The organism is Flavobacterium anhuiense (assembly GCF_050990855.1).
GTDB lineage: Bacteria > Bacteroidota > Bacteroidia > Flavobacteriales > Flavobacteriaceae > Flavobacterium > Flavobacterium anhuiense_C.
Map to the genome: position 1 here is coordinate 1,194,818 of NZ_CP158861.1, position 12,097 is coordinate 1,206,914.

At 32.5% G+C, this 12,097-nt stretch carries 14 protein-coding genes and 1 tRNA gene; 11 read left to right on the forward strand and 4 right to left on the reverse strand.

Annotated elements, in window-relative coordinates; all coding sequences use genetic code 11:
- Positions 1 to 104: 104 nt before the first annotated feature.
- From ABTV69_RS05440 to ABTV69_RS05450, 3 genes are all read left to right on the forward strand, one after another.
- Positions 105 to 383 (forward strand): helix-turn-helix domain-containing protein, encoded by a 279-nt coding sequence (locus ABTV69_RS05440; RefSeq protein WP_433834642.1) that lies wholly within the window; start codon positions 105 to 107, stop codon positions 381 to 383.
- 4 nt (positions 384 to 387) lie between these two features.
- Positions 388 to 705 (forward strand): hypothetical protein, encoded by a 318-nt coding sequence (locus tag ABTV69_RS05445; RefSeq protein WP_433834643.1) that lies wholly within the window; start codon positions 388 to 390, stop codon positions 703 to 705.
- 164 nt (positions 706 to 869) lie between these two features.
- Positions 870 to 1,778, forward strand: coding sequence for a hypothetical protein (locus tag ABTV69_RS05450; RefSeq protein WP_433834644.1), 909 nt, complete (start codon positions 870 to 872; stop codon positions 1,776 to 1,778).
- Between the two features lie 142 nt (positions 1,779 to 1,920).
- Here ABTV69_RS05450 and ABTV69_RS05455 read toward each other — a convergent pair whose 3' ends face one another.
- A complete protein-coding gene (locus tag ABTV69_RS05455) occupies positions 1,921 to 2,154 on the reverse strand; it encodes a helix-turn-helix domain-containing protein (RefSeq protein WP_433834645.1) in 234 nt (77 codons plus the stop codon).
- A 149-nt stretch (positions 2,155 to 2,303) separates the two neighbouring features.
- On the opposite strand from ABTV69_RS05455, the gene ABTV69_RS05460 reads away from it, so the two are divergent.
- The 4 genes from ABTV69_RS05460 (at position 2,304) to ABTV69_RS05475 (ending at position 4,227) form a co-directional block, all read left to right on the forward strand.
- Positions 2,304 to 2,495, forward strand: coding sequence for a hypothetical protein (locus ABTV69_RS05460; RefSeq protein WP_433834646.1), 192 nt, complete (start codon positions 2,304 to 2,306; stop codon positions 2,493 to 2,495).
- Between the two features lie 73 nt (positions 2,496 to 2,568).
- A complete protein-coding gene (locus tag ABTV69_RS05465) occupies positions 2,569 to 3,099 on the forward strand; it encodes a DUF4468 domain-containing protein (RefSeq protein WP_433834647.1) in 531 nt (176 codons plus the stop codon).
- 17 nt (positions 3,100 to 3,116) lie between these two features.
- A complete protein-coding gene (locus ABTV69_RS05470; protein ID WP_433834648.1) occupies positions 3,117 to 3,449 on the forward strand; it encodes a hypothetical protein in 333 nt (110 codons plus the stop codon).
- Positions 3,450 to 3,639: 190 nt separating this feature from the next.
- Positions 3,640 to 4,227 (forward strand): hypothetical protein, encoded by a 588-nt coding sequence (locus ABTV69_RS05475; protein WP_433834649.1) that lies wholly within the window; start codon positions 3,640 to 3,642, stop codon positions 4,225 to 4,227.
- A gap of 353 nt (positions 4,228 to 4,580) precedes the next feature.
- Here the strand turns inward: ABTV69_RS05475 and ABTV69_RS05480 are convergent.
- Positions 4,581 to 4,660: transfer RNA gene (locus ABTV69_RS05480), tRNA-Leu, on the reverse strand.
- 287 nt (positions 4,661 to 4,947) lie between these two features.
- Between ABTV69_RS05480 and ABTV69_RS05485 the strand changes: the two genes are divergently transcribed.
- The 4 genes from ABTV69_RS05485 (at position 4,948) to ABTV69_RS05500 (ending at position 8,319) form a co-directional block, all read left to right on the forward strand.
- The gene (locus ABTV69_RS05485; protein WP_008465976.1) at positions 4,948 to 5,889 is read left to right on the forward strand and encodes a ribose-phosphate pyrophosphokinase; all 942 of its coding nucleotides are present in this window, start codon (positions 4,948 to 4,950) and stop codon (positions 5,887 to 5,889) included.
- Positions 5,890 to 5,965: 76 nt separating this feature from the next.
- Complete coding sequence (locus tag ABTV69_RS05490; RefSeq protein WP_026727205.1) at positions 5,966 to 6,577, forward strand: 50S ribosomal protein L25/general stress protein Ctc; 612 nt, start codon at positions 5,966 to 5,968, stop codon at positions 6,575 to 6,577.
- A gap of 364 nt (positions 6,578 to 6,941) precedes the next feature.
- A complete protein-coding gene (gene pth / locus ABTV69_RS05495) occupies positions 6,942 to 7,568 on the forward strand; it encodes an aminoacyl-tRNA hydrolase (protein ID WP_433834650.1) in 627 nt (208 codons plus the stop codon).
- 139 nt (positions 7,569 to 7,707) lie between these two features.
- On the forward strand, positions 7,708 to 8,319 hold the full coding sequence (locus ABTV69_RS05500) for a superoxide dismutase (RefSeq protein ID WP_012023214.1): 612 nt from the start codon (positions 7,708 to 7,710) through the stop codon (positions 8,317 to 8,319).
- Positions 8,320 to 9,156: 837 nt separating this feature from the next.
- Here the strand turns inward: ABTV69_RS05500 and ABTV69_RS05505 are convergent.
- Together ABTV69_RS05505 and ABTV69_RS05510 are read right to left on the reverse strand one after the other, a co-directional pair.
- Positions 9,157 to 11,055 (reverse strand): amidophosphoribosyltransferase, encoded by a 1,899-nt coding sequence (locus ABTV69_RS05505; RefSeq protein WP_433834651.1) that lies wholly within the window; start codon positions 11,053 to 11,055, stop codon positions 9,157 to 9,159.
- An 83-nt stretch (positions 11,056 to 11,138) separates the two neighbouring features.
- Positions 11,139 to 12,062 (reverse strand): PfkB family carbohydrate kinase, encoded by a 924-nt coding sequence (locus tag ABTV69_RS05510; RefSeq protein ID WP_223706767.1) that lies wholly within the window; start codon positions 12,060 to 12,062, stop codon positions 11,139 to 11,141.
- Positions 12,063 to 12,097: the final 35 nt, after the last annotated feature.

The following is a 12,097-nucleotide window of genomic DNA, read 5'->3' on the forward strand; positions in this document are numbered from 1 at the left end:
TTTGAATACTATTTTTACTAAAACGATACGTATGTTACTAATTGATTTTTAATATTTTATAACATAAGTACTATTGCGCAATATTAATTTTTAAGTAAAATTTTATGAGCGTAATTCAATTCGTGGCAACCTCGCCACAAGATTTAAAAAATGAAATTACTTCAGATGTAAAAGTAATTTTAGATGACTTTTTAAAACATTTTAAACCAATACAACCCGCTGAATATTTAACACGTCAACAAGTGGCGCAAATGTTCGACGTGGATTTGTCAACGGTACACAATTGGTCGAAATCAGGGAAACTTAAACCTTTAGGGATTGGTTCGAGAGTATATTTTTTAAGAGCTGATATAGAGGCGTCTTTAATTCCTCTAAATCAATAGGGCGATGGAAAGTAATAATACTAACAATCGCCCTGATAATGTTATTTTAAATAAGCAAAGCAAATATACATTGTCTTCAACACAACTCAAAACCATATTTGAGTACTTACAAAACCATACTGCTACCGCGTCAATGGTTTCAGAAGCAACGGGAATACCTCAAAAATCAATTTGTCGATATAAAAGGGATTTAGAAAAGCGTGGTTTACTTTGTGAATTACGGAAAGAATTTTGTAAGCTAACAAAATTTAGAGCATGGTATTTAACGACAAATCCTGATTTATTTCCTAAATCTAATCAAATGGAATTGTTTCCGTTATAGGAGCTTTTTATCTATACCTACACATTACTTCAAAATAATCATTCACGCTTATTAAACTTACTCAAAGAACAAAAAAAACCGAGAGTTGTTCAGGCTCTCGGTTATACCTTGTTCAAAAGTTTAGTTTCAACAGGCATCGCGGAAACCGCAGTAAAGATACTCAATTGATAGATTTTATTAAAATAATAGTTAAGAATCTGAATCCTTCAATTCTGGAAGCAAATCCTCTGTTAAATTTTTTTAATATTATTAACCTAGCTACTGGTGAAATTAAAACAATCAATAAGTATGGTAATAAAGTAACACCTTCAAAAGTTGCTTATTATCTGGGTTTGGAATTTAAAATTTATGATACCGGAACCATAACAGTTGCAGGAAGTTTGCATAAGTACTGGAATGCAGGATTACATAATTATAATGATTTCAATAATGAGGCTCTTAATGCTGTTTTAAAAGACTTAAAAGACAATTTTAATATTAATGCTGATCAATGTACTTTGAAGTGTTTAGAAATAGGAATTAATATCACACCGCCAATACCAACTAATGAGATTTTAGATAATTGTTTTTTGCATAAGACTAAACCTTTCGAATTTCAAAAAAATTCAGATGAAGGAAAATATAAACAAGTACAGCACTCTCAATACATAATCAAGATTTACAATAAGGCTCTACATTACAGATCAAAAGAAATTAAAATTGATAATGAAATACTGAGGTTTGAAATTAAATTTACAAAAATGGAAAAACTGAATAAAAAAGGAATTTACAGTTTGCAAGATTTGATTAATTATGGCTTGCATAACTTTAAAAGTGATTTATTAAATGATTGGAAAAATGTTTTGTTTTTTGATGAGACTATCCAAATTGACACTTTAGATACAAAATTAAAAAATAGAGTGCGTGAATATGCAAACCCTAATTATTGGACTGGGTTGCTCTCAAACAATCAAAAAAAGAATTTTACAAGCCATAGAGGGCAATTAGATAAAATTGTTGCAAGTCATTCTGAAGATGTGAAAAATCAGATCGCCGAAATTATGGCAAAAAAAATTGATTTTTTAAATTCTTAAGCTATCCAAATTGACAGTTTAATTATATTGTCAAAAAGGATAGTTTTGAAATCAATAATAGAGAATAAAATTTAGCAAAGTAATAAGAATGAAATACTTATTTAGACATAGGGTAATATTAGGGTAAGTCTAAGTTTAAATATTATTGCTTCATAGAAAAATTCAATAACTCTTTAGGTTCAACTTGCAAAGCATTAGCGATAATTACGATTGTTTTTAAAGTTGTGTTGATTTCTCCTCTTTCGATTCTTCCTATTTGTCTTTTAGATATATTGCAGTCATTGGCTAAATCTTGTTGAGACATATTATTTTTTTCACGCAATTGTCTAACGTGGACACCGAAATTTATAATAAAATGATCCTTTGAAATCTCCATATTCAAAAGTCACAAGATTTATTTTTTATTAGAGGACTTTAATGTCCTCGATTTCTTTATATTTGAGCGGAAATATTTTTCAATTATGGTAAACCGTATTTGAAAGGGATTTTAATAAATTAATATTGTAATTAAATGAAAAAATGGAAATGAAAAAATTACTTTTATTGTTGTGTATAATTGTCTTGTCCTCTTGTTCAAAAACGGATTGCAACGAAGAAATGTCAAAACTTGAAAAATTGCGTTCGCAAGGATGGCAAAATTGTAATGGCTCAAAAGCTTGTATTGATAAAATAGAATCTGACTATAAAAGACAAGTCGATAAATTAGATTGTAATTAATTCAATTTTGTTTTAATTGACGATTGAAATGAATTTATAAAATATCTTGTGTAGATTAATAAACTTATAAAAAATGAAACTAAAAATAATAATGATTTTGGGGTTAATTTCCTTTAAATGTTTTTCTCAATCGCTGGTTTTTGAAAAAGTCATTTATTTAGATAGTACATATTCAAAAGAAATTTTATTTGAGCGTCTAAATAGTAAGCTTATAGAGTTTTTGGGAGGTCAAGATAAATTCAATAAAAATATTATTCAATCTGATAAAAGTCTTGGAGTGATAAAATTTAAGCAAGAATTGAGTTATAATAAAGCAGAGTTTATGAATAGTGCGAACGGAATAATTAGTTATAATGCCAACGTTTATTTTAAAGATGGTAGAGCTAAAATAATTTTAAATTCTATTTTTCATAAAGGAATGGGAATATCAATGGATGAAATTACTAACGATGCCGTATATCCACATGAAGAAAAAAATTATCTAAAATATAGAAATAGGAAATGGACAGAAATAAAGGATTTTGTAAATATAGAATTGCCCAAAAACATTAGTGTTATTGAATCTATAATTAGAAGTCCATTAGAACAAGAATCAAATTGGTAATAAATAATAATTTTAATATGAAAAAAATAATAGTACTTCTGTTCCTTTCTATAAATTGTTTTGCTCAAACAGGTAAATCAAATTCAGTTATGATAAAAGCAGTAGAAACTTATGGATCATTTGCTTCGATTGAACGAAGTTTACATATTGTAAATGAAAATGGAGATTTAAAAACTATTGAGTTAGAAAAACACAATACAACTGGTATTCCTAAGAACATGATAACAATTAAAAATGTATTAGATGGGTATTTAAATAATAATTATGTAATTATAAGTTCCACAGCATTGTCTTTTGGTTGGAACGGCGTATTTACTGTTGAAAATACTTATATCTTAGAAAAAAAATAGAAAAATAAGACTTCATTATAAGCAAAAATAATTTTTTAAAAATAGTTTTAAAATTAATAAAAAAGCGTTCCATTTCGGTACGCTTTTTTTATTGGACACTAGTTAAATATAAGGCGTAACGTGGGTCATTTTATCAAAAAAAGCATTAGCTTTACGGTCTATTATTCCTTAATAATTTAGGTTATTATCTATGGGACGTTGCGCTACTTATCCAAAAACAATTGATGATTGCTTGACCATATCAATCACAAAATTAAAAGAGTGGGGTTATTTAAATTTTGTTGATACAAAATCGGGTACGATAACTTGGAGTAAGAATGGACATAAACATTCAAGTGTCGGAATTGAAATGATTAATAATGGTTTTAATGCCTTCATTGTCTTAGACTATAAATCTAATGGCGAACCAATAAACTATAAAATTAAAATTATAAGCAAGCCTTCTAATTTAAGTAAAGGAGAGATTTTTTATTTTGTTTGCCCAAAAACAAAAAAGTATTGTCGAAAGTTGTATTTACATGGATCTTATTTTTTGCATCGTGATGCTTTTAAGGGGTTAATGTATTCTAAACAATTGGAGAGTAAAAAAAATCGAGAATTACATAAATTATTTGATGCTTGCTATCTTTCTGATGAGGTTTATGAGGAACGTTATAAAAAGTACTTTAAAACGCATTATAATGGTAAAGAAACAAAACGTTATAAGAAGTTAAATGATAAAATTAAAATTGCTGATAGTTTCCCCTCAGGAACAATAGAGAGTTTATTAATGATTTAAAAAAAGGTAACCGTTCAGAAATGAGCGGTTTTTTTTATTGTTTACCCTAACCGTAATCTTACCGTTTTGAGAATCATTAATAATTTTAAATGATTGTACTCAGCTATCTGTTTTGCTTGTAAATTTGATTAATCAAGTTTTTTCAAAATATCTCCCTATCTCATCGCGTGTATGAATTACATCAAAATAAAAACAATACGCACGCGCGATTGATTGCCCAAAAATCTTGAAGTCTAAATGGGAAGTTTTGTCAATTATTTACGTGTTTTCGAAAATGTTTGGCAATGGTTTGGCAACTCGCATAAAAAAAAGCCTGTAGCCCTTGATAAACAAGTGATTACAGACTTTTTAAGTACCCGGAGCCGGAGTCGAACCGGCACGGTTTCCCACAGGTGTTTGAGACCAGCGCGTCTACCAATTCCGCCATCCGGGCGTAGCAGACGAAAAAACAATCAAAAGCGATTATTTTAACGCAATAGAATGAAGTCATAAATGATGTCATTCCTTTAACACGGTGCAAATGTAAAAAATAAAATTAAACATTCTAATAAAAATACTTAATTTTTTGCTTTCAGTCTTCAATAAATTTTATAAATTTGCAGCTCGTTAAAACGAAGCACACACAACTAACTACATCCGAGACATTTAAGCGTATTGAGCTTTACAGAAATGATAGAGTAAAATTCTATTAAATGTAACGGAATAAAACAACACATTACAATGTCGCACCTAGAACCAGAAGCTAAAATTTTTGCTTGTTCACAAAGTGTTTATCTTGCAGAAAAAATTGCAAAAGACTACGGGATTCCGTTAGGAAAAGTAACGATGTCAACGTATAGTGACGGTGAATTTCAGCCGTCTTACGAAGAGTCAATAAGAGGTTTACGAGTTTTTATCGTATGTTCAACTTTTCCAAGTGCAGATAATCTGATGGAATTGTTGTTAATGATTGATGCAGCAAAACGTGCATCAGCAAGACACATTACAGCTGTTATGCCTTATTTTGGTTGGGCAAGACAAGATAGAAAAGACAAACCAAGAGTTCCGATTGGAGCAAAGTTAGTAGCAAACCTATTAACTGCTGCAGGAGCAACAAGAATCATGACAATGGATTTGCACGCAGATCAAATTCAAGGATTCTTTGAAAAACCAGTAGATCATTTATTTGCATCTACCATCTTTTTACCATACGTAGAAAGTTTAAATTTAGAAAATCTAACCATTGCATCTCCAGATATGGGAGGTTCAAAAAGAGCATATGCTTACTCTAAGTTTTTAGAATCAGATGTAGTAATCTGTTACAAACAAAGAAAAGCAGCCAACGTTATCGATACTATGGAGCTTATTGGTGAAGTAAAAGGACGTAACGTAATCTTAGTAGACGATATGATCGATACAGGAGGAACTTTAGCGAAAGCGGCAGACCTAATGATCGAAAAAGGAGCGCTAAGCGTAAGAGCAATTTGTACACACGCTATTTTATCTGGCGGTGCGTATGAGAAAATTGAAAACTCGAAACTAACAGAATTAATCGTAACAGATTCTATTCCGTTAAAGAGAGAATCAAAGAAAATAAAAGTGGTAAGCTGCGCGCCTTTATTTGCTGAGGTAATGCAAATGGTTCACCACAACAATTCCATCAGTGGAAAATTTATAATGTAGTCATTGCGAAGAACAAAGCAATCTCACTACGCTAAAAATTAGAATATTTATATTAATAACTATATTTTTTTTACAAATGAAATCGATTACAATTAAAGGATCAGAAAGAGAAAGCGTGGGCAAAGTGTCAACTAAAGCCTTACGTAATGCTGGAGCGGTTCCTTGCGTGTTATACGGAGGAAATCAAGCAGTACACTTCTCAGCAGACGCTGCAGCGTTCAAAAACTTGGTTTACACTCCAAATGCACACACAGTTGTGATTGAGCTTGGAAAAGGAAAATCATTCAATGCAATTTTGCAAGATATCCAAGTTCACCCAGTAACTGACAAAATTTTACACATCGACTTCTTCCAATTATTTGATGATAAAGAAATCACAATGGAAGTTCCTGTGAAAATCGTTGGTACATCTAAAGGTGTTCTTGCGGGAGGTGTTTTACGTTTAAACCAACGTAAATTAAAAGTTAAAGCTTTACCAGCAAATCTTCCTGATTTCGTTGAAGCTGACATCACTCCACTTGAAATGGGTAACAAATTATACGTTACTAAAGTTGGAAAACCAGAGTACAAAATTATGCACCCAGACAACACAGTTGTTTGTCAAGTGAGAATCTCTCGTGCTGCTATGAAAGCTGCTCAAGAGGCTGCAAAAGCTGCAAAAGCTCCTGCAAAAGGAAAGAAAAAATAATTTTTTTTCACTCTATACAAAAAGCCTCAATCTTACGATTGGGGCTTTTTTTTTTGAGGTGCTAAGTGGCTAAGATGTTAAGTTTCTGAGATTCTAAGTGTTTTTTTAACGCAAAGCACGCTAAGACATTTTAATTTGGAGCGCAAGCAATATCTAAATATTAAGTTCGCAAAGCTATGTTCAAATCAAGCTTTGCGAACTTTTTTAGTGTCTACGTCTTAAACGATGACTTTTAAGATCTTTGCGTTCTCTGTGTAAAACCTTTTCTCTCGATCGCTATCGGGATTGCGGTTAAATAGCAGCCAGCAGGAAATAATCTAATTGACACATTTTCTAATTCCCTAATTAACCTTACTTTTGTCAAATGATAAAATGGATAACAAAACTGTTTTCATCAACATCAAAAGAAGAGAACATAGATAACATGAAGAAATACTTAATTGTAGGTTTAGGAAATATCGGAGCCGAATACGTAAACACCAGACATAACATCGGATTTAAAATACTTGACTTTTTAGCCAAAAAAGAAGGTCTTTCATTCGAAACCGTAAAATTAGGTTCAATGGCAGAATATAAATTTAAAGGGAGAACGTTTTTTCTTTTAAAGCCAAACACTTACATGAATCTAAGCGGAAAAGCGGTGAAATATTGGATGGATAAAGAAAATATTCCGCTAGAGAATATTTTGGTCATTACAGACGATTTAAACCTGTCATTTGGAACTATCCGAATCAAACCAAAAGGGAGTGACGGCGGACACAACGGACTTAAAAACATCAATTTGGTTTTAAATACACAAAACTATACCCGATACAGATTTGGTATCAGCGATCAATTTAAAAAAGGACAGCAGGTAGATTATGTTTTAGGAGAATGGAATGCCGAAGAGGAAGCAAAACTACCAGAACGTTTCGAAATCTCAGCAGAAATAATTAGAACTTTCGGAACAGCCGGTTTGGAAAACACAATGACGACTTTTAATGGAAAATAAAGATTTTCAGTTGTTTATGTAATAAAAACGTAAATTATCAGTTAATTAAATTCAATTATAACGAAATAGTATTTTCAATTCCAAAGTTAAATGTCTAAATTTGGAATAAATTATTATAAACCATAAAAATCATAATACCATGGCTTTTGAATTACCACAATTACCTTATGCATACGATGCATTAGAACCACATATTGATGCACGTACAATGGAAATCCACCATACAAAGCATCACAATGCGTATACTACCAATCTTAATGCAGCAATCGCTGGAACAGATTTAGAAGGAAAAACGATCGAGAATATCTTAATCAACTTAGATAAATCTAACGCAGCAGTTCGTAACAATGGTGGAGGTTTTTACAACCACAATTTATTCTGGACTGTAATGTCTCCAAACGGAGGAGGATTACCAACAGGTGATTTATTAGCTGCAATTGAGTCTTCTTTCGGATCATTCGAAGAATTTAAAGCAAAATTTGCTAAAGCTGGAGCTACACAATTCGGTTCTGGATGGGCTTGGTTAACAGTTCAAAAAGGTGGAAAATTAGAAGTTGTAGGTACACCAAATCAAGATAATCCATTAATGCCAGAAGTTGCTGGTCACGGTGGAACTCCAATCTTAGGAATGGATGTTTGGGAGCACGCTTACTACTTAAACTACCAAAACAGAAGACCTGATTATATTGAGGCTTTCTTCAGTGTAATTAACTGGACAGAAGTTGCTAGAAGATTTGCTTTAGACAAATAGTTAAGAGGAAATAGAATAAAGAGTATAGAAAAAAGACGGATAGCTTTAAGTTATCCGTCTTTTTTTGTTTTTATAAAATATCTTTTCTCTTTATTCTATCTTCTTAAAAAAAGAAAATAAAAAAGGTGGAATTGCTTCCACCTTTTTTGCCCCAAATCTACCATAAACTTAACCTACTAATGTTATGGTCTTGTAAAGGTATGGCGGATATTTTTTGAACAGAAACTTTTCGGATGAAAAGCAACAATATCCGTTTAAAGACGTATAAGGTGTGTTTTTTGCAGTTGTGAATTTATTTCAATAAAAAAGGCGGATTTTACTCCGCCTTTTTTGCCCCAAATCTACCATAAACTAACCTACTAATGTTATGGTTCAGTAAATGTATGGCAGGCATTTGTATAAATAAAATTTTTTAGATTAAACGCAATTATATCCGATAACTAGCATTTAACTAATTGATTTACAGGTATTTGTAATGTAAATAAAAAAGGTGGAATTGCTTCCACCTTTTTTGCCCCAAATCTACCATAAACTAACCTACTAATGTTATGGTCTAGTAAATGTATGATGGTTATTATTGTAAAGAAAAAAATTCAGATGAAAGGTAAGTAAATCCGATTAAGAGATATAATCGACTGTTTGTAAATTGGTTGAGTTAATTCCAATAAAAAAGGTGGAATTGCTTCCACCCTTTTTGCCCCAAATCTACCATAAACTTAACCTACTAATGTTATGGTATTCCAAAAGTATTGTAGCTTTTCAATTTCACCAAAGAAATAGGATGAACGGCAAAAAAAACCGATGAAATGCACAATTTAACCTTTTGTTAGTATTTTATTAATAAGCTCGAGCGTCTTTTCCTTCATAAAAATTCATGAAAGCACGATTCACAACTCGATTTCCACCTGGAGTTGGGTAGTCTCCTGTAAAGTACCAATCTCCTAAATTTTTAGGACAAGCTTTATGCAGATCGTCAACCGTTTGGAAGATGATTTTTACTTCAGCATTGATTTCTGGTGAGCTTAACATTTCTGCAATTTTATCTGAGATTTCCTCATCTGTAAATTGATCGTAAATTTCTGTTACATAGTTTACAACATCTTTATCCAGGAAATTTTCTTGAGCTTTACATTTAGCATAAACTTCATCTACGATATGGTATAAGTTTCTTTCTTTCAATAAAGCAAGTGCTGCTCTAAAGGCAACTAAACCTTCTAGTTTTGCCATATCAATTCCGTAACAATCTGGGTAACGAATTTGTGGTGCAGATGAAACAATCACGATGCGTTTTGGTTTTAAACGATCCATCATTTTAATGATGCTCATTTTCAATGTAGTACCACGAACAATACTATCGTCAATAATTACCAAGTTGTCTTCTGGTTTAATTACACCATAAGTAACGTCGTAAACGTGAGCTACCAAATCATCACGGCTGCTGTCTTCAGTAATAAAAGTTCTAAGTTTAGCGTCTTTAATTGCTACTTTCTCTGTACGTATTTTTACAGATAAAAGTTCTTGAAGCGTTTCTGCAGTAAGCGTATTTCTATTTTCTAGAATATAATTGTTTTTTCTCTGATTCAAGAAATCTTGAGCAGCTTCAACTAAACCATAAAATGAAGTTTCTGCTGTATTTGGGATATAAGAGAAAACAGTGTTGTCTGTATCGCTGTCAATTGCTTTAAGAACTGCTGGTAAAATTAATTTACCTAAATCTTTACGTTCTTGATAGATTTCAGCATCACTTCCTCTAGAGAAATAAATTCTTTCGAATGAACATGCTTTTTTAACGGTTGGTTCCAAGATTTGATTCATCGTAACTTTTCCGTTTTTCTTGATAATCAAAGCGTTTCCTGGGTCTATTTCTTGAACGCTTTCAAAAGGAACATTAAATACCGTTTGAATAACTGGCCTTTCAGAAGCCACAACTACCACTTCGTCATCTTGATAAAAATATGCTGGACGAATTCCTGCTGGATCTCTAAATACAAAAGCATCACCATGACCTAATAGACCAGCCATTGCGTAACCTCCATCTAAGTTTTTAGCCGAACGAGCTAAGATTTTCGCAATATCCAAGCGCTCTGCAATTACTGGAGATGCCTCTCTTTTTGAATATCCTTCAGCTTTGCAGTCTTGGTATAATTGCATAACTTCTTTATCTAAGAAGTGGCCAATTTTTTCCATTACGGTAACAGTGTCCGCCATTTCTTTTGGGTGCTGACCTAATTCAACCAAATTTTCGAAAAGTTCTTTAACATTCGTCATGTTAAAGTTTCCTGCCAAAATCAAGTTACGGTGCATCCAGTTACTTTGACGTAAAAATGGGTGAACACTTTCGATGCTGTTTTTTCCAAAAGTTCCGTAACGAACGTGACCTAAAAACAATTCTCCTACATAAGGAATGTTTGCTTTTAATTCTTTCATATCATCACCAAGTTCTGGCTGTGCTTTCAACTCTTCGCTGATGCGTTCGTTGATTTGTTTAAAAACGTCTTGTATTGGCTGTGCGTGATTAGAACGAACTCTGCTAATGTAGCGCTGTCCTGGATCAACATCCAATTTGATGCTTGCAAAACCAGCTCCGTCTTGACCGCGGTTATGCTGTTTTTCCATCATTAAATACATCTTTTGGATTCCGTAGAACGCAGTTCCGTATTTTTCTTTATAATATTCAAGCGGTTTAAGTAGTCTAACTAAAGCTATCCCACATTCGTGTTTTAAAGCGTCGCTCATTGTTTTTTTGTTATTTGTGTGTTGTTGTAAGTTGTGTGTATTAACGTAATAAAAAAGCCCCGTTTTAGCGAGGCTCTTAGGCATTATATTTCTATGTCAAACTGAGTTAACGATTTAAATTGCTGTAATCGAATCGCCACCTCGGCTTTGCTTAATGTTTCCATCCTTTCAGTTCCAAATTTCTCTACGCAGAACGAAGCTAAATTTGAACCGTAAATAATTGCGTTTTTCATGTTGCCAAACGAAATGTTTTCGCTTTGCGCAATAAATCCAGAGAAACCACCTGCGAAAGTATCTCCTGCTCCTGTTGGATCAAAAACATCTTCTAAAGGTAAAGCTGGTGCAAAGAATACTTCTCTGTTGTGGAATAAAAGTGCTCCGTGCTCTCCTTTTTTGATCACCACATATTTTGGTCCCATATCTTGGATTTTCGCAGCCGCTTTTACTAATGAATATTCACCAGAAAGTTGTCTTGCTTCTTCGTCATTGATTGTGATAACATCTACACGTTTAATAACGTCTAATAATTCTGGAAGAGCGCAGTCCATCCAAAAGTTCATGGTGTCTAAAACCACTAATTTTGGTTTTTTCTCTAATTGATCTAAAACACTGCTTTGTACTAATGGGTGTAAGTTTCCTAACATTACCACATCAGCATCTTTATAGTTTTGAGGAACTTTCGGCTGAAAATCTGCCAAAACGTTCAATTCAGTAACTAAAGTATCTCTAGAATTTAGGTCGTTGTGGTATAAACCGCTCCAGAAAAAGGTTTTTCCGCCTTTTACAATTTCGATACCAGAGATATCAATATTTTTTGAAGTCAATAAATCTAAATGTTCTTGAGGAAAATCGTCGCCAACTACAGAAACAATGGCCGATTGCAAGTTAAAAAATGACGCTGATAATCCGATGTAGGTTGCAGCACCACCTAAAATTTTATCTGTTTTTCCGAAAGGAGTTTCAATCGCGTCGAAAGCAACTGTTCCAACAATCAATAGTTTATTCATTTTATGAATTTCGAATTAGGGTGCAAAGATACTTC